10 protein-coding genes are annotated in these 18,493 nt (G+C 69.7%); 4 read left to right on the top strand and 6 right to left on the bottom strand.

The annotated features are described in order from the left end of the window. Window positions 1–30: 30 nt before the first annotated feature. The 6 genes from ACFWBT_RS11880 to ACFWBT_RS11855 all read right to left on the bottom strand — a co-directional run bounded on the left by ACFWBT_RS11880 (window position 31) and on the right by ACFWBT_RS11855 (window position 11,935). The gene (locus ACFWBT_RS11880; protein ID WP_385698433.1) at window positions 31–1,338 is read right to left on the bottom strand and encodes a hypothetical protein; all 1,308 of its coding nucleotides are present in this window, start codon (window positions 1,336–1,338) and stop codon (window positions 31–33) included. Beyond that, complete coding sequence (locus ACFWBT_RS11875) at window positions 1,335–6,419, bottom strand: tetratricopeptide repeat protein (RefSeq protein ID WP_385698430.1); 5,085 nt, start codon at window positions 6,417–6,419, stop codon at window positions 1,335–1,337. The genes ACFWBT_RS11880 and ACFWBT_RS11875 overlap by 4 nt, the downstream gene beginning before the upstream one ends. After that, window positions 6,416–8,491, bottom strand: a complete 2,076-nt coding sequence (locus ACFWBT_RS11870; protein WP_385698429.1) for a CHAT domain-containing protein — start codon at window positions 8,489–8,491, stop codon at window positions 6,416–6,418. The genes ACFWBT_RS11875 and ACFWBT_RS11870 overlap by 4 nt, the downstream gene beginning before the upstream one ends. Window positions 8,492–8,510: 19 nt before the next feature. Beyond that, window positions 8,511–9,329 carry a hypothetical protein gene (locus ACFWBT_RS11865; protein ID WP_385698427.1) on the bottom strand — a complete coding sequence of 273 codons (819 nt, stop codon included), beginning with the start codon at window positions 9,327–9,329 and terminating at the stop codon, window positions 8,511–8,513. Window positions 9,330–9,496: 167 nt separating this feature from the next. Beyond that, window positions 9,497–10,669 (bottom strand): serine/threonine-protein kinase, encoded by a 1,173-nt coding sequence (locus ACFWBT_RS11860; protein ID WP_385698425.1) that lies wholly within the window; start codon window positions 10,667–10,669, stop codon window positions 9,497–9,499. 234 nt (window positions 10,670–10,903) lie between these two features. After that, a complete protein-coding gene (locus ACFWBT_RS11855) occupies window positions 10,904–11,935 on the bottom strand; it encodes a saccharopine dehydrogenase family protein (protein ID WP_385698423.1) in 1,032 nt (343 codons plus the stop codon). A 109-nt stretch (window positions 11,936–12,044) separates the two neighbouring features. Between ACFWBT_RS11855 and ACFWBT_RS11850 the strand changes: the two genes are divergently transcribed. The 4 genes from ACFWBT_RS11850 to ACFWBT_RS11835 all read left to right on the top strand — a co-directional run bounded on the left by ACFWBT_RS11850 (window position 12,045) and on the right by ACFWBT_RS11835 (window position 18,440). Further along, the gene (locus tag ACFWBT_RS11850) at window positions 12,045–13,037 is read left to right on the top strand and encodes a helix-turn-helix domain-containing protein (RefSeq protein WP_385698420.1); all 993 of its coding nucleotides are present in this window, start codon (window positions 12,045–12,047) and stop codon (window positions 13,035–13,037) included. 167 nt (window positions 13,038–13,204) lie between these two features. Further along, a complete protein-coding gene (locus ACFWBT_RS11845; RefSeq protein WP_385698417.1) occupies window positions 13,205–13,396 on the top strand; it encodes a hypothetical protein in 192 nt (63 codons plus the stop codon). Window positions 13,397–13,658: 262 nt separating this feature from the next. Further along, a complete protein-coding gene (locus ACFWBT_RS11840) occupies window positions 13,659–16,058 on the top strand; it encodes a beta-L-arabinofuranosidase domain-containing protein (protein ID WP_385698414.1) in 2,400 nt (799 codons plus the stop codon). 903 nt (window positions 16,059–16,961) lie between these two features. Next, window positions 16,962–18,440, top strand: coding sequence for a sugar transferase (locus tag ACFWBT_RS11835; protein WP_385698412.1), 1,479 nt, complete (start codon window positions 16,962–16,964; stop codon window positions 18,438–18,440). The last annotated feature ends 53 nt before the right edge of the window (window positions 18,441–18,493 follow it).

Genomic DNA, 18,493 nt, shown 5'->3' with positions numbered 1-18,493 from the left:
GGGCCCACTGTCAGCGACCGCCTGCGGCGGTCATGCTTCCGACGCGAGGAGATCGAGCAGATCCCGGCCGGCGGCGCTGTCGCGTTGAGCGAGCATGGCGTCGGGGAGCGCGGCCGCACGCGCGCCGTCGGGTACGAGGGCCAGCACTTCGCCGAGGGCGCGGTCACCCACACACTCCTCGTCGTACTTCTGCGGACTGTGGACGAAGGCCAGGGTCGCCGCTGCCAGCACGCCCGGTACATCGCGGCGGCGTGACTCCAGACCGGTGAGCAGCCGGCCGATCGCCTCCTCCAGGCCGCCGGTACGGCGCAGGCCGATCAGCGAGCCGAGCCTGGCCCCGCCCAGTTCTGGAAAGCCCGCACCTGCGAGCGCGGCGACCACCGCCTCCGCTTCCCCGTCTCCCGGCTGTTGGCTCCCGAGGGCGGGGAGCGCGCGCGTACCGGGGAGGGGGCCGGAGTCGAGTGCGGCTCGGCAGACGAGCAAGCGCAGTCGGGGCGGCGGATAGGATTCCGTGCCTGTCCCGGTAGTTGCCCCCGCGGCGGTGATCATGTCGCCGAGCGCCCACACATAGGCCTCTCCACACGCGAGCGTCGCGCACACATCGGCGAAGACCTCGCCCAGCCATGGCTCCCAGAGGGCGATGCGCTCCTCCGAAAGCCCGGAGTGTTCCCGCAGCCGGGTGCGCAGGGACTGGGTGAGGGCGAAGTCGTCCTCGATGTGATGGCCGGTCTCATGTGCGACGGACAGGAGCGTCGGCAGGTGGTGGCTCGCGGACCAGGGGATGCCGATGAGCGGGAACGGCAGGTGCCGGCTGGCTTGACGTCCGCCACGCGTCCGCTGCCTGCCGGCCGGGAGCAATTCCTCGAAGTCGCTGCCCCGGGGAGCGGCGAAGGGCACGGGTTGCCGGTTCGGGAAGGCGAGTGGAGGTTCCTTGAGGGCGATGCTGTTCGGGGCGGCGCCGCGCACGGGGTCGTAGACGGACCAGGCGAGTTCGTCCGCCGCGTCGAGGAAGGCCTTGTAGCGCGGGATGCGGCGGGCCAGTAGCTTGCTGCGGAAGAAGTCCCACAGGTGATGCAGATCGAGGACGAGTTCGGGGGCGCGCCGCTCGCGCTCGACGGGCGGCAGCTCCTGAAGGCGCAGGAGCGCCCCGGACACGACTCGTACGGCGCCCTCGATCTGGGATCGGTGCTTCTCCAGCGGGCCTCTGTGCTTCGCCGTGAGGGACCAGTCGTCCAGTTCGGCCTGCAGTCCGCTGGTGAGGTGGCGTACTTCGGCCTCCCGACGGGCGCGGTAGCCGGGGTCGGGCAGCAGGTCACCGGTGAGGGAGGTGGCTGTCATGGAACGTGGGCCGTTTCGGGTTCGGAGACTTTCAGGGCTGCAGGGCTCGCGAACAGCGTGACGCAGGCCGCTTCCAGGATGCCGTCGCCCCAGTCCGCGTCCGCGAAGTCTGCTGTCGTGCCGTCGGGCGGACGACGCAGGTGCGTGCACAGATCCAGCAGCGAGATCTTTCCGAGGGCGGCTCGCGCCAGTAGTTCTGTCTGGCCGCCGCTCGACCGCGCGGTCAGTCCCGTACCGAGCACGGCCGGTGCGAATCCGGAGGCGAAGAGGGTGGCCGCGAACAGGTTGCGGAGGACCACCTGCAGGGGAATGTCGGCGGGGGATGCGGGCAGCGGCGGATCGAGGACGACGAGTGGCTGCGTGCCCGGCTCGAACCGTGCCAGCCATTCCGCGAGCCGATCCGGCGTCAGATCGGCGCCCATGGCCGCCCGGTCCAGGCGTTCCCCGTGGCTGAGGTGCGTGGCGGCCAGCTCGAAGCAGGGCAGGTTGCCGCCCTTGAGCCGGAGAGGGGCGCGCACATGTACGACCGCGGGCGAGCCTTTCGGCGTCGGCAGACCGGCGAGTGAGGGGATCTCCCGGACATCGAAGCCGTGCATCCGATAGCCGCCGAGTGCCAGACGGACCGCGGTGGGGGACAAGGGCGACGCGTCGATCTCGGCCGGCTCGTCGCGCAGTACCAGGACCGTTCCCGCTCCGGACAGCTTTTGAGCTCTCTTGCGTGCGATGCGCACGAGACTCCACAGCATGGGCATGGCGGTGACCGTGATCGGTCCGCCCACCACGGCCAAGGCGGCTCCGAGCGCGCTGGCGGCGACCGTTTGGGTCATGCTTCCCCAAACGCCGTCGGTCACGAGTTTCCTGTCTGCCCTACCCGCGTTGAGTACCGCTTGGACCGCCCGCACGTCGACGGACTCGGCAGCCTGGGGCAGCGTGCGGTACAGGGCGGTTTCCTCGGATCCGAGCGTGAGTTCCCAGGGGAAGGCGTGCAATCCGGCGTCGTCGGCCTGGATCCGCACGGTGTCGACCGGGTGGACGCCGAAGGCTCGTTGGCGAAGGGAGGCGGAATTGGCGGACACGGCATTGCGCCAGTTCGCGTACAGGGCGTGAGCCGTGGGCAACGGTGCCGCGGTGATCCGGAAGGAGGCGTCCACGTCGTACACGTCCTCGTGTGCGGAGCGCGCGAGCTCCACCGAGGGCGCGGAGTCGTCCTCCGGGGGGTAGCCGAGGGAGGCCGACATACGCAGCGCCGCTTGGAGGGTCGCCTCGTCATCGTTCACGAGGGCGATCGATCTCAGAATGTACTGCGCCCACAGAGAGGGTCGGTGCACCTCGCTCACCTGTTCCGAGGCATGGATCAGCAAGGCCCGTTTGTCGCCGACGTCGTTCTCCGTGAGGGCCTGCAGCCAGTGCGCCGTTGCCTGCAGCAGGCGAGGCAGCGCTGCGGTGGCGTTGACGCAGATCGAGCGGCTGACCGACCCCTCCGGGACCCCGTGCACGCGAATCTGGGCTTGCGCCCAGGTCCATGCGGGGAGCGGATCACCGTGGTCCGCCGATGCCGTGAGCACCGGGTAGGCCTGTGCCACCAGCCGGGTCGCCTCATGGTGGCGACCCGACACGCGCTCGAACTCCGCCAGCGCGGCCAGTCGAAGACAGTGATCGACGTTCGTCCGCGGCCCGTCCGCCAACGAGGCGAAGAGCGGGCGAAGCCGCTCGAGTTCGGGCTCGGGGTCGCCTTCGGGAGCGCCGCACCCCGCCAGGGCGCTCAGCGCGCTGAGGCGGGCCTCGGGCGGCTCCACGGCGGCGAGTGCCTTCGCCAGGGCGAGGGCGCGTGAGGGGTCGGCGACGACCGCGGCCACACCACCGTCGAGCAGGTCCTTGCGCGAGCGCAGGGGGACGTCCAGGAGTGAGGTGTCGTGCACGTCGTAGCCCCGGCGGGCGAGTTCGCGCCACAACAGCGCCGTGGGAACGGCGAATTCACCTGTGGTGTCCACCGACCGCAGCTGGTCGAGGGTGTTGGCGGCTCGGTGGAGATCACCCAGGGAGCGAGCGAGGAAGCGGGCGTACTGGAGAAGGGTGGGGGGATGGCCGTCCGGGTGCCCCAGATCGCTCCAGAGTCCCGCCGCCCGCGCGAAGGACCGCTCCGCTTCGTCCACCGCCAGCAGCCGCCCCTGGGTGACTCCGCGAAGCACGGCGACCTCCGCCAGACCGTGGTAGCGGGTGGAGTCGTGGATCTCCTCCAGGCACGTCTCCTCCGCTCTGCGCAGGGCCTCGAAAGCGCGCGCGGAGTGCCCCAGGAGGAGATGGGCCCGTGCCTCGGCCATGCAGGCGTCGACCCGTTCGGTGGGACTCAGCGGCCTCAGGTCGACGTCCCGCAGTGTGCACAGCGCGGCACTCGGAGAGAACGACGCGATCTCGGCACCCGCTCTGCGCAGCAACGCGCGGTTCTGGAACCTCGTGGAGACCACATGCGAACCGATCATCGAGCCCACCTGGTTGTGGAGCACGACGGCTTGATCGATGCGGCCCTGATCCTGAAGATTCTGCGCCAGTTCGAGTGAGATCCGTGCCTCGCTCTCGACCACACCTCGAGTCCGCGCGGTGTCGATCGCGGCTCGGTAGCTGGCTTCGGCCCGCGGATCGCTCGCCCGGACCTGGATACGGGAAAGCAGCACCTGCAGGTCTTCCCGCAACTCGTCACCGACTCCCGCCTCCAGGCTGCTGCGAACGACCCGCGCCGCCTCTTCGACGTGGCCGCGGCCGTAGAGGACGAGCGCGTGCAGATAGGCCTCGCGGTCCCGGGTGTCGAACGCTTCGTTCGTCGCCAGGCGCAGCTCGCGCACCGATGCGAGCCTGCGTTCGACCTCGTTCCAAGCGGGGTCCGAAGGGTTGACGGAGGGAACGTCCAGATATCCGCGTGCCGCCACCGCGGCGATGGCCAGGTGGGCGTCGGCGACAGATCTGTGACTGATCAGGGGCTGCTCGTCGGCGCGGAGCCGGGGCAGCCCTTCGTCGAGGTACTCGTCGCCGAGAACCTCTTCGCACAGCTCCAGGATCTGCTCCGACCGGCTGCCGTCCTCGTTCACCCTCTGGACGGCGCTCGCCCACATCTGGGCGGCATGCGGGTCCCCCGCCTGAAACCGGTGGTACGTCGCCTCCTTCATGTAGGTGACCCACTGCTCGGGGCGCGCCTTCGCCAGCTCGTCGAAGCGCGCGACGAAATCCCGATGCAGCTGGTTGAAGACCTGATGGCTCGAGACCAGCAGGCGCATCGGGGCCAGCACCTTGGCATGGAAGATGACGGTGCCGTCATCACCCGCGTGCCGTGAAACCCATGACGAGCTTCCGGCGTAGTCGAGCAGCCGCTGCCAGGCGCGGTCCAGTTCCTCGTCGGTGGGCTCGGTGGCCGCGAAGGGGAAGACGTCGTCGCTGCCCTGCAGGTGGTGGTCGTCCCGACGGGGGTCGTCGGCCTCGGACCTGTCGGTGATGCCCCGGGCCAACCAGGGGCGCATCACGGTGAACACGTCTTCTCGACGCAGCCGCCGGGGGATCACCCCGTAGCGCAGCAGCCAGCGCACCGCGGGGTCGTCGATGCGCCGGACCACCCGGTCGATCAGATAGCGGACCAAGGGCTCCTGACAAGCCTGGAGCTCCTCGACACCGATCGTCGGATCCTGCTCGATGAGATCCGCGAACAGCGCCAGTGTGAAGGGAAGCCCCGCGGCCTTGCGCGCGGCGACCCGCACCAGCGCGCTGTTCGTGATGCCCCTCAGACCCGTGAGATAGGCGTGCGCCTGGGCCTGGTTGAACTTGCGGACCTGGATGTGCTGAACCTGTTTGCGGGGGAAGGCCTTGAGCGCTTGGGGAAGGTGTTCCCGCAGGTTGTAGCGGCCGGCGAGGACCAACCGGAGGTTCGGGCAGAGCTGGAGGAGCCGGCCGAACATCCGCAGCGTCCGCTCTGTCTCACCGTGGCCGTGCAGCAAGAGTTCTTCGAGCGTGTCGACGACCACTACCACCGGACGATCGGGGCGTGCGCGGTTGAGACGCTCCGCGAACGTCTCCAGCACCTCCTGCTCCACCGCCTCGGCGTCGAGCCCGTCGATGCGTGCGGAGACTTCCCGTGCCGGGGCGGAGGAGCGGCGGTCGAGGAGAACCCTGTACGCGGCATAGGAGTCGAGCCGTTCGAAGGCGCGGCCCGGCAGCCTGAGTTCGAACTGCTCGGCGATCTCCAGCAGCAGAAGCCAGGGATGGCGGCCCACCGCGTGGGTGTTGATGACGTCGAAGTCGATCCGAGCGCACAGGACATCGTGCTCCTCCGGTACGCAGAACCGGGCCACCAGCCAGCGCAGCTGCATGGTCTTGCCGGCTCCTCCGGGGGCGTACATCTGCCAGACCCGCCGCTGTCCAGCAAGCAGCCGTTCGGCGTTCCGGATCAGCCCGGTGGGTTGCAGGAATTGGGCGGAACGCGAGTAGTCCGCTGCCCAGTGGTCGCGTGCGCGCACGTATCCGGCGCGGTCCAGGCGCAGTTCGGAGATCACCGGGTCGGCGAACGGGAGCCGGTCGGGATCTCCGAGCGCGTCCACCAGATCCTGGCACGCGGCGAAGTCGCGCCGGGCGTCGGCCGCCGCGAACCGCTCGCGAAAGAGCGCGAGGGCATCCTCGGGGCGGGCCGTCAGCAGATGCCGTACCTCCTCCGCGTGGTGGCGTGCCCGGCGGTGGACTGCGGCGATCTTGTTCTCCAGTGCCAGGAGTTCGGCAGGCATCACTCCGTCGGCCGACTCCTGGGCCCAATCGAGGAAGTAGGCGTTTCGGTTGGCTTCCGAGAGGGCGAGCCTGCCCGGTTCTGAGCCGACGGATTCCACCGCGTGGGCGCGAACAAGCTCCTCCAGCGTGGGAGTTGCCGGTTCTTGGGCGAGGGCGTGCGGACGCAGCACTTCCTGGTACAGGGCCGCGTCGAAGGTGCGGGCGACGGCGCAGGCGCGCAGGACCGCTGTCCAGTGCGCCGGGCGCAGGGCACGGCTTATGGCCTCCAGGCTCTCGCCCGAGGCGAGCCGGCGGGCGATCTCCGCCAGGACGTCGGTCATCGCCATGCCCCCTGCAGATCGGCCGCACCCCATTGAGGCAGAATCCCTGCCAGCTGCGCGAAGAGTTCCACACTGAAATGCTGATTCAGGGCCTGGTGAATTCCCTCCAGCGCTCTGACGACCGTGTCATCCGTGGGGACGCCCAGACGACTGCCGTACAGCCGGGCGAGCCGCATGAATTGCGCGCTGTCGAAGTCGCCCACCCTCACGCGGGTGATCATGTGAGAGTCCGCCTCGGGCAGCGTCGGACCCACCCACGAGTCCGGGGCGACCAGAATCAGGCGCAGGGGCGGTGCCTGCCCGTAGGCGATGGGGCGCACCAGCCACTTGTAGAGCACCTGGGTGAAGGCGCCCTGCATGATGCTCTCGGCGTGATCGAGGGCGATGACGAGAGGCCTTCCATCGCTCGCCTTCTGCAGAGCGTGCAGGAACGCGCCGACGATGCGCTCCTTGCGTCGGTCGTACGGGTCGCCGATCTCGTCGTCGAACCGGCGTCCCTCGTCGTCGGCCGGCTCCAGGGTGCCGTTCGGCAGGACCGGCGCCTCGACCAGGTGATTGAGAACGGCGTTGAACTCACCGAAGGCCTGCGCGGGCAGGGGACACAGCTGGTCCGGGGAGGTGGCCTCCTGCCGGATCAGCCGGAGCGTGGTGAGCCAGTCCTTGTGCTTGGTGTACGCGTTCGAGTCACCGACCTGAAGCGAAGGAACCGGCTGCGCACCCAGGTTGACCGAGACCACGCGGTGCCCGCGCAGGAACCACGTGATCAGACACCAGTTGGTCAGCCAACTCTTGCCCGTTCGAGCGAAGTTGGCCTGGGAGTGGCCGCTGATCACCAGCAGCGGGCGGTCGGCGCTGTCCGGCGACTGCCCGGGACGGTCGAGTGCCCACCAGGCCTGCCGCCGCTCGTCGGTGCGTCCCACGAACCGCCCGAGGTCGACGTACTGCTTACAGCGCAGAATGTCCTGCACAGAGGCGGTGGGCGGCGGCGCGTACGCGATCGGGAGGACGGACCGCGGATCACCCGACGTCAGAAGGACCGGCAGTGCCCACGCCCCGCTCCTGGGCGCACGCCTGGCCAGTTCGGAGCGTGCGGCGGCCACGGCCTCGTCGACAGGCCGGTCGGCGCCCAGCTGTTCGTAGAACGTGCGCGAGAAGGCGACGGCACACGGTGAGGCGATGTCGTCCTGCATCGAAACGACGGCCCTGGCTCCTGCGGCCAGGAACGCCTGAGCCATTCCGCCCACCCAGTCGGCCGGATCGGCTTTGCCTGTGTGGCAGGCGTTGAGTACCACCAGCAGCGGTTTCCATGTCGTCAGGTCGGCGATCGCCCCGGCTTCCAACTCCCACGTACCGACACCCGAACGTCCCGCCTCGGCCGGGGCGAAGACGAGCACGGGACTGCCCACTCCGGCCCGAGGCATTCCGTGACCGATGTAGTGCACGACATGCGGCTGGAGTCGGTCGATGCGCTCGGCCAGCACCGCGGCGTCCGCGGGAGCGTCGAGGACCTCCAGATAGGTACGGCCGGGCGATCGCTCCAACGCCCCCGACACCGTGGCGAGTTCCTGCTCCGCGAGCAGACGGTCGTCATGGGGCGGAGTGCAGATCACGACCAGGACCCGCAGCGGACCGAGCTCCGCATCAGGGGCGGGGCCCCGCGGGCCGGTCCCGCAGCCGCGTCTCCACACCACTTCGGGACGCCGCCACAGCCAGCTGCCCTGGTTGCGAAGCAACTCCCATGGAAGAACGCGCAGTTCAGGAGGTTCCACCTCCAGGCGCACCCGTCTTCGCAGACCCTCCCCAGCCGCCGAGAGCCACTCCCGCGCGAGAGCCCCGCCGAGCAGGGCCGTGTACAACTGCTCGCCCGCGCTCTCGCGATCCTCCTCGCCGGTCCCGGCCTCGAAGACCTTCGAGAGTTCGCCGATCTCCTCCAGGGGACCCAGGTCGGCGGACATCGCGCAACCGCCCTGCGCCGACAGGTGAACGACATAACCCGGCGAGCCGTCCGCGGCCAGGGCGATCCGTAGTTCTATCTCGTCCGAACCGGCGTCGGGGTGTGCGCCGCTTGCCATCATGATCCTCGCGAACTGCCTACGCGGCGACGAAACCGAGCGGAGGCTGCTCGCTCGGGGGAACGTCCTCCAGCACCGCACTCGGATCGTCCTGCGCCTCCTCCAGCAGCACGGGCGGGACGGGGACGGGGGCGGCACCGCGACCCGGTTGGCGAGGCCCGTAGTCCTTCTTCACCTTGCCGAACCAACCCTTGCGCAGTCGGACCACCTGGAAGAAGGGGGTGAGATCGCTGCCCAGCCACTCGAGGCCGAGCGCACGGCGGCCCTCGATGGACGCGCTGCCCGCGAGGTCGGCGAGGACCGGCTGTACCGGCCCGGCACCCGCCTTCACCCGCAGCTCGGCGTAGCCCCCGCTCTCCACGGTGGTGAGCACCGTCCCTGAGGCCGCCTCGACGACGCCGGTGACGGCGAGCAGGGACCCGTCCCAGTCGTCCCATCCACGGCTCACCAGCGCGGTGGCGAGCCCCCGCGCATCGGCGACCGTGGTCTCGGTCAGTCCGTCGTAGACGATGAATGCGGTGTCGCCCTTCGTGAACCCGATCCGGGCGCCGGCGTCGGCGACGGCTAGGGAGGCGAAGCCGTCCGCGGCGGATCCCGCCGCCTTGAGGGCCACCGATACGGAACCCTGCGCGTCGTGTCTGTAGGCGTTGCGGGGCGTACCCGGACGCGGATCGAACCCGATACCCCGGTCGGCGAGCGTGCCCGCGGTCCGGACCCTGCCGTCCGCGTTCTCCAGTACGTCGCCGAGCGCGACGCGCCGGGACAGCGGCCAGGAGACCCACCAGCCCTTCCACACGTCGTCGACGGCGTGACGGTACAGCTCGTAGAAATCCTTCATGGCGCCCCCGTCGCATGTGCTGTCCCTGCAGGGCAGGGTACGCGCGGCCGTACTCGGAGGAGCCAATTCCAGTGCAATAAGGCGCAGTTGCGGGTTGTGGGGTATACGCGTGGCCCGTCCCCGGGCACGCCGGACGCGCCGAGGGGAATTCGTGCCGGGCCGGGCCCTCAACCGGCGGGGCAGTAGCGTGCGATGACCTCGTCGAGCTCCTCGATCCAGGTGTCGAGCCGGTCCTCGTCCTTGGTGGTCACGCGGCAACGGCGCGCCTGGCCGTCGGTGAGGGTGACCGTGACGGTGAGACCGTAGCCGCGGCCGGTCTCCCGGTGGGTGACCGTGTGAACGATCGGCCAGGGGAAGTCGACCGGGCGGCCGTTGACTCCCAAGGAGATGCCGTGGACGTCCGCGATCACGGCGTTCTTGTGGTCCATGGCCAGGAACTCGGCGCCCTGGGACGGGTTCTCGTCAGGGGCGGGCACGGGTGGTGTGGTGACGGTCGGGGGGTAGAGCGGGGGCGGCGGGATGGACGGCGCGGACAGGATGGTGGGCGTGTAGCCCGCCGTCGCCGCAGCTGAGGCGGTGAAGACGTCCAGGAGGTGTTCCGGAGTCGGGCGCAGCGTCGGCTCTTTCGCCAGACAGGCCTCGACCACGGGTCGCAGGGCGACGGGAACGGCAGTGAGGTCGGCCTCGTGATGGACCGAGCGGTACATCAGCGCCATCGATGTCCCGTGCCCGAAGGCGCTGCCGCCGGAGGCGGCGACCAGGACGGAACCGAGCGCGAACACGTCCGCCGCTCCGTTCACCGGATGGCCTTCGGCCTGCTCCGGAGCCAGAAAGCCCGGGGTGCCGACGCTGGCGCCGGGCACCGTCAGCCGTGCGTCCTCTGTAGCGCGTGCGATACCGAAGTCCACGACCCTCGGTCCGTCGACGGCCATGATGATGTTCCCGGGCTTCAGATCGCGATGGACCAGACCACAGGCGTGGATTGCCTGCAGCGCCTCTGCCAGTGCCGCACCCAGCGCCCGCAACGCCTGCTCGTTCATGGGGCCTTGGGCGTCCAGGGCGTCCGCCAGGGTGGGGCCGGCGATGTAGGCGGTGGCCAGCCAGGGCAGCTCGGCGTCGGGGTCGGCGTCGACGACCGGCGCCGTGTGGAAGGCGCCCACGCGGCGAGCGGCGTTCACCTCGGCCCGGAATCTCTCCCGGAACATGCTGTCCTGGGCCAGCTCCGGCCGCGCGACCTTCACCGCCACCAGACGCCCACCCCGCGAGCGCGCCCGGTACACGACGCCCATTCCCCCTGCGCCGAGCACCCGCTCGACGGTGTAGGGGCCGATACGGTCCATTTCCCACCTCCCTGATCGTTCGCATGCCACGGTAAGCCAGTAGCCGCATGCAGTGACCAGCGGGGAAGGGGAGGTGGGCGGCTCACGCGGCCGCAGCCGCAGCCGTCACCGGTCGGACGGGAGCAGGCATGGAGGTAGGGGCCTCGCGGTTGTCCGTCAGTGCTCGTACCGCAACGCTGCCTGCCGTGCCTGCCGGCCGGCTCAGTCGCTTGGTGTGGCTATGGGCGGGGACCTCTACTGCCGCAGCTCGAGGGTCAGGTGCGCGGACAGCGCGCGGAGGAAGTCGACCGCGTCGAAGATCTCGCCGGCGGAGGCGACCCCGACCGTTCTGGTCCGCCCTGTGAGGATGCGGTCGACGGCTTCGACCGCGAGCGGCGCGGTGATGGCGTAGATGTCCTGGCCTCTGGCCACGGCTCGCCGTTCGGCGCCCTTGGAGCGTACGACGACGTCGACGAGGAAGGTCTGCGCGGACCGCCCGTGCTCGTCGACCGCGCTGGGCGCTGGGGTGTCGGAGGCCGAGAGGTCCGTGGCCGCCTCGACGGTCATGTAGTTGCGTACCTCAGGGACGGCGAGGTGACTGGGCACGGTGACCACGTCGGCCATCGAGAACTCCCCGATGACGGATCGCGGGCCCATCGGGTCGGGGAACGGCCACTCCAGGGTGGGCGCGGCGTCCTGGCGGTACTCCAACTGCCCCTGCGTGTACCGGACACGTCGGCCATCTCGCCGCTCCCGGGAGACCGCACCTGCCGCACGAGTCCCGGCGGTGGGGTGCCAATCGCTCAGTCCGTACGCGATGTGCGCCTCGTCGGCTGCCGTCCAGTCGCCCATCGCGGCGGTGGCCAGCAGGTCGCCGAGCCCGCCGTAGAAGGCCATCGCGGGGACGATCACCCCTCCCGCCGCTCGGGCGCGGTCCGTGAAGTGCTCGAACGTGTCGACGTTGGCCTCGATCTCGGCCGCCACATCCACATAGGGGATTTTGGCGCGCAGTGCCGCCTCGATCACGGGGGCAGCCGTCGTGGCGAACGGCCCGGCGCAGTTGATCACAGCCGCCGCTCCGGCCAATGCGTGGTCGAGCGCGGCCGGATCGTCGACCGACGCCGGGCGGACGTCGAGTTCGGGATGGGAGGCCGCCAGCGCCTTCAGCTTCTCGGGGTCCCGGCCGGAGAGAACCGGCACGAAACCGCGCTCCCGCAGCTCCGCCACCACGAACCGCCCGGTGTGCCCGTACGCGCCGAACACCGTCACTACCTGCCCCGACCCCATGGGTTTTCCTCCGTGTCCAAGTGATCTGCCGTGATCCGTAGGGACATCCTGACGGGGGCGGGCGGCTGGCACGAGTGTCCGGAACGCCATGCCTCGTACAATTCCGGACATGGACACTGTCGCGCTGGCCGTCACCGACGGGATGCTCCACTTCGAACTGGCCCTGGCCTACGAGGTCTTCGGCTCGGCCCCGGACGCGGTGCCGGGCCCCTGGTACGACATCGCCGTCTGCGGGCCGCGCCCCGTGCGGGTCGGACGGTTCCTGCTGGAGCCCGACCACGGCCTCGAGCGGCTCGCGCGCGCCGACACGGTCATCGTCCCGGGCTGGGCGGATGTCGATCAGGACCCACCGACCGACCTCGTCGACGCGGTGCGCAGAGCCCACGAGGCGGGCGCCCGCATCGCATCCCTGTGCACCGGCGCGTTCGTCCTGGCCGCCGCCGGTCTGCTGGACGGCAAGCGCGCGACCACACACTGGGCGCACACCCAGGAGCTGGCCGTCCGCCATCCCCGGGTGCAGGTGGACCCGGACGTCCTCTACGTGGACAACGGCAGCGTGCTCACCTCCGCCGGCAAAGCCGCCGCGATGGACCTGTGCCTGCACCTCGTCCGCCTCGACCACGGCTCGTCGGTCGCCAACACGGTCGCCCGCCGCCTGGTCGTGCCGCCCCATCGGGACGGCGGCCAGGCCCAGTTCGTCACGACGCCGGTGCCCGCGCCGGACAACCACCCGCTCGCCGAGCTGCTCCCTTGGGTGATCGAGCGCCTTGACCATCCGCTGACCGTCGAGGACTTGGCCCGCCAGGCGCGGATGAGCTCGCGGAACCTCGGCCGTCACTTCAGGTCGGTGACCGGCACCACCCCGCTGCAATGGCTGCTGACCCAGCGGATCCGCCACGCCCAGGAGTTGCTGGAGACCACCGACGCCGGCGTCGACACCATCGCGGCGGCCACCGGCATGGGCACCGCCACGACGCTGCGCCGTCACTTCAACCGCACGGTCGGGGTGCCTCCCGACGCCTACCGTCGCACCTTCCGTGCACGGACCCGCCCCGGTCCGGATGACGACGGCGACCACGGCCGACAAGGCCAACACCACTGACTGGGCCGCTGGTTCGGTTTTCCCACGGAGTTGCTCTCCGGCGGCTGGGCGCGGTCGGGGTGGTCACGAACTCATCACTCCCACACGGCGCGTACCGTGTGCCCATCACCATCGCGCGTATGTCAGACACAGCCGCTACGGGTCGGCGCCCGTCGCGTACTCAGAGGATGACCGCCACGTTACTGCTGTTGCTGCTGCTCCTGGTGTGCACGATCGCGGCCGACTCCTGGACCGAGAAGGGCTGCCATCTGAGCCAGGGATACCTCTACGTTCTGTCGCACGGGGGCGGTCCGGACAGGCACCAGGGGTGTGATCCCGAGCCGGGCGGCCCGGTGTACACCGACCAGTACTACGGCTGACGGGGCTCGCAGGGACAGTGGAGACCTCGCCGCAGGGGTCTGCCCTCCCAGGTGGTGCCGAGGTGCGTGTGAACCCTGGACAGGCACACCCGCCCGTGCTGTCATGTCCACTGCATCATTTCCAACGTTGTACAGAGCCGTGGAACCGCCCCTCGGGGGAGTCGCTGCGGAGCCACGTCCGGATGGTCCGGAGGTTGCTCGATCGGCGGGAGACAACGTTGTCGCACTGCACGTCGGCCCTTCCGGAAGGCAGGTCACCTGCATGTCCATGAGCAGACGAGAACTCCTCGGTATCGGGTCCGGCACCCTGGGGGCCGCGGCTCTCGGAGTCGCGTCCGGGGGAGTCGCGGCCGCGGCTGCCCGTCCGCGAGCCGAGACGCGGATACCCGACAGATTCCAGAAGCTGCCGCCCGGCAGTGTCGTGGCCCGTGGCTGGCTCGCCGGCCAGCTCCGGTTGCAGCTCGACGGTCTGTGCGGCAGGTACGAATCCTTCTCGCACTTCCTCGACTTCTCGACCTCCGGCTGGGTGCACCCCGAGCACGACGCCTGGGAGGAACTGCCGTACTGGCTGCGCGGCTACCTGCCGCTGGCCATCGCCACGGGCGACCCGCACGCCCTGACCCGGTCGCGCGCGTGGGTGGAGGCGGTCCTCGCGACCCAGGAGAGTGGCGGCTTCTTCGGACCGCGTGCCTTACGCACCGCACTCAACGGCGGTCCCGACTTCTGGCCCTTCCTGCCGCTCCTGCAGGCCCTGCGGACACACGAGGAGTACAGCCACGACCAGCGGGTGGTGCCGTTCCTCCTCCGCTTCTTCCGCTTCATGAACGCTCAGGGGCCGGGCGCCTTCAACACCAGCTGGGTGTCCTACCGTTGGGGCGACGGTCTCGACGTGGTCGTGTGGCTCTACCGCCGTACCGGCGAGGCGTTCCTGCTCGATCTGGCCGCCAAGATGCACACTCACGGCGCCGACTGGACCGGCGCGACACCGAGTCGGCACAACGTGAACATCGCCCAGGGATTCCGGGAGCCCGCCCAATACGCCCAGTTGACCGGCTCCGCCGACCCCACCCGGGCCACCTATCGCGCCTACGACGCCGTGATGGACCCGTACGGACGGTTCCCCGGTGGAGGCATGGCGGGCGACGAGAACGTCCGGCCCGGGTTCGCGGACCCCCGGCAGGGCTTCGAGACCTGCGGCATCGTCGAGTTCATGGCCAGCCACGAGCTGCTGACCAGGATCACCGGAGATCCGGTCTGGGCGGACCGCTGCGAAGACCTCGCCTTCAACCTGCTCCCGGCCTCCCTCGACCCCGACGGCAGGTCCGTTCACTACATCACCAGCGCCAACGGCGTCGACCTCGACAACCGCCCCAAGACCCAGGGCCAGTTCCAGAACGGCTTCGCCATGCAGGCCTTCCAGGCCGGTGTCGACCAGTACCGGTGCTGTCCCCACAACTACGGCATGGGCTGGCCGTACTTCACCGAGGAACTCTGGCTCGCCGGCGCCGACGGCGGTCTGGCCGCGGCGCTCTACGCTCCGAGCCGGGTCCGGGCCACGGTCGCGGGCGGAACGACCGTGACCGTCACCGAAGAGACGGGCTATCCCTTCGAGGACACGATCACCTTCACCATCTCCACGCCCCGCCCCGTGCGCTTCCCCCTGCAGTTGCGTGTGCCCGGCTGGTGCCGAGGCCCCCGGCTCCGGGTCAACGGCGCTTCGGTGGCGGCCCCGGACGGACCGTCCTGGGCGCGGGTGGAGCGCACCTGGCGCGACGGCGACGTCGTCCGCCTGCAGCTGCCCCAGCAGGCCCAGTTGCGCCACTGGCCCGGCCGGCACGGTGCGGTCAGCGTCGAACGAGGCCCGCTCGCCTACTCGTTGAAGATCGGCGAACGCTACGACCGCTACGCGGGAGACGAAGAGTTCCCCGCGTACGAGGTCCACGCCACCACCGCGTGGAACTACGGCCTCCTCCCGGAGACCCCGCTGAACCCCGCCCGGACCAGTGCTGTCGTAACGGACCAGCCGTTCACTCCGGACACCTCACCTCTGCGCATCTCGGCACAGGCCCGGAAGATCCAGGAATGGGTCGCGGACGACGAACATGTCGTCGCGCCGCTCCAGGACGGCCCCGCCCGCAGCGACGCCCCGGTGGAGACGGTCACCCTCATCCCCATGGGTGCGGCGCGGCTTCGCATCACGTCCTTCCCCACGGCGGCACCCGATGGACGGCCCTGGACGCCGGAACCAGCGTTCCGAAGAATCGCGAACAAGAACAGCGGCAAGGTCCTCGCCGTCGACGGAATGTCCACCGAGAACAGCGCACGCGTGGTGCAGTTCGACAACACGGGGACGGGCGACCACGCCTGGCAGCTCGTCGACAAGGGCGACGGCTGGTATCTGATCCGCAACGGCCAGAGCGGCAAGGTGCTCGGCGTCGACCGCATGTCCATGGACGACAGCGCGATCGTCGTGCAGTTCGAGGACAACGGAACGGCCGACCACCTCTGGACACTGCTGGACAGCGGCGACGGCTGGTATCGCATCCGCAACAAGAACAGCGGCAAGGTCCTCGGGGTGGACCGCATGTCCACCGGCAACAGCGCGCAGGTTGTGCAGTTCGACGACAACGGCACGGCCGACCACTTGTGGCGCTTCCTGTAAAGGCCTCAACCGGTCGGTTCGGTGGACACATGATGGACGAGGAGCACTATGACCGGGCCGCTCTGAGCGACGACATCCGGTTCGACTGCTGGCTGGAGCCGTAGCGGGCGACGAGCGGGGCGAGCAGCGGGTCCCGGGCGACCAGGGAGGTCGGTCAGGTCACGCACACGTTCCCGGCGGTCGAGACGCTCGCCCAGCTCGCGCCGCACGAGCAACCGAAGCGTGCCGACCGGGCCTTGCCGAGGCGCCCGCATCGTGGCGGCGCTCTCCTCCAGCCTCCGCCGACGAGCAACTGGACGCGCTGGAGCCGGAAGTGAGGTCGCCGTCGGGCTCCGAGGTCGCATCCGGCGCGGGAACTCGTCGAGCCTCACCGGCGGGCCGGTACCGGCAACCCGGCATTACGGGTCACAACGTACGTCTTCATCATCAAGGCACCGCAGGCGGTGGTCGATCTCTGGATCCCGCTTCAAATCTTGAGCACAAATTGCACACACACCTCTCTTCAGACGGGCCCCGATGGTCTAGATTGACCGTGCTTCTTCACATGCTGGGACACGAGGCGACAAATCATGATCTATTGGTCAGACGTTGCGGGCAGCCGGTAGCTGTGTCTCCGCCGTCCGACGTGGGGGTGAGTAGTTCTTTGAGCCGCAGAGGGGGCTTTGGGTGCGGGGAGCATCCGAGGTTTCGAACGGTTCCCGCGCAGCTCGAGAGTCTGGCGGGACCTGCCTGTCGCCGCCAGGGTGGGCTGTTCAAGTAGCGCCGAAATAGCTGTAAATGTCATGCGCGGGGGGCGAGGGGCTTCCTGGGTGAGTAGCAGCGCGGCGTCGGGGCGGGGGCCTCTTGAGGGGGAGGAACAGTGTCGGGCGAGCACGTCGTACCACTGGGGACCGGGGGGGTTCTGTGCGGCAGGGGGGATTAGTCGGCCCGCTTCCGTCGGCGCGCGGGGGTTTGGCGAACGGGGCAATCAGCCGGCCGGTGAACGACTGGGAGCAGCGGTACCGCCGTACCGTTATCACCAGCGATACCGTGGTCACCGCCTTGGTGGTGGCGGCGATCGGCAACTTCTTCGGGGCCCGGGACGCGGCCAACTGGCATGAGAAGTGGGGGATTCTCGCATTCGGCACCGAGCTGCTGGTGCTGGGAGCACTCGCGGTGAGCCGGTCGTGGGCGCCGGCCGTACTCGGCCAGGGCGCCGAGGAATTACGCCGGCTCGGACGCTCACTGTTCACGGCGACCGTCGTACTGGCGCTCGGCGGGATCGCCCTCACCTCACGCAACATCAAGCTCTGGATCTTCGTCGCGGTCCCCGCGATCGCGCTCACCACCATGACCGAGCGGTATCTGCTCCGTCTCTGGCTGCACAAACAGCGCAAGGAAGGACAGTGCCTGAGACCGGTGCTCGCTGCCGGGAGCCTGGCCACCGTGCGCGACCTGATCACCCGAACCCGCAAGCTTCCGCACCTCGGGTGGCGGGTGGACGCGGTGTGCACGACGGACGGTCTCGGGTTCGACGGTGACCAATTGGACGGAGTGCCGGTCGTCGGGCAACTGGCGGACGTGGCCAACCATGTCAGGCGCGACGGCTACCGTGTCGTCGCTGTCACACCGGACCCGCACTGGTCACCGGACCGGCTGCAGCGGCTTGCCTGGAACCTCGAAGGCAGCGACGCCGAGATGGTCGTGGCCCCCGTGCTGATGGAGGTGGCCGGCCCGCGGCTGCACGTCGACGCGGTGCTCGGGATACCGCTGCTGCGAGTCAGCATGCCGACCTTCACCGGAGGTCGCCGGGCGATCAAAGGGGTCGTCGACCGGATGGGCGCGGCGGTCCTGCTGATGCTGTTCGCACCGCTGATGGTGTTCGTCGGGCTGCTCGTGCTGGTGGACAGCAGGGGTGGGGCGTTCTACCGCCAGCGCAGGGTCGGCAAGGACGGCCGCGAGTTCACCATTCTCAAGTTCCGCACCATGGCCGCCGGGGCTCACGGGGCGCGTGCCGAGCTGGCCGACCGCAACGAGGGCGCCGGCCTGCTGTTCAAGCTCCGCCGGGATCCGCGGGTGACCCGGGTGGGAGCAGTGCTGCGCCGGTACTCGATCGACGAGCTCCCGCAGCTCTTCAACGTACTCACCGGATCGATGTCGCTCGTCGGTCCGCGGCCTCCGTTACCGGAGGAGTCCGCCGCGTACGGTCCGGACATCCGGCGGCGGCTGCTCGTCAAGCCCGGACTCACCGGCCTGTGGCAGATAAGCGGTCGCAGCGACCTGCCGTGGGAGGAGGCCGTCCGCCTCGACCTGCGGTACGTGGAGGACTGGTCGCTCGCCCTCGACACAGTGATCCTGTGGAAGACGCTGCGTGCGGTGCTCCACGGGCAGGGGGCCTACTGATGCGCGGGGGACGTCGTCCGGTCGGCGCACGGACCGCAGGCCAAAAGGGCCTG

Origin of the sequence: Streptomyces sp. NPDC060027 (assembly GCF_042737005.1) — a bacterium.
In the GTDB taxonomy this organism is placed as follows: Bacteria; Actinomycetota; Actinomycetes; order Streptomycetales; family Streptomycetaceae; genus Streptomyces.
This window is presented reverse-complemented; position numbering and strand designations above follow the sequence as displayed.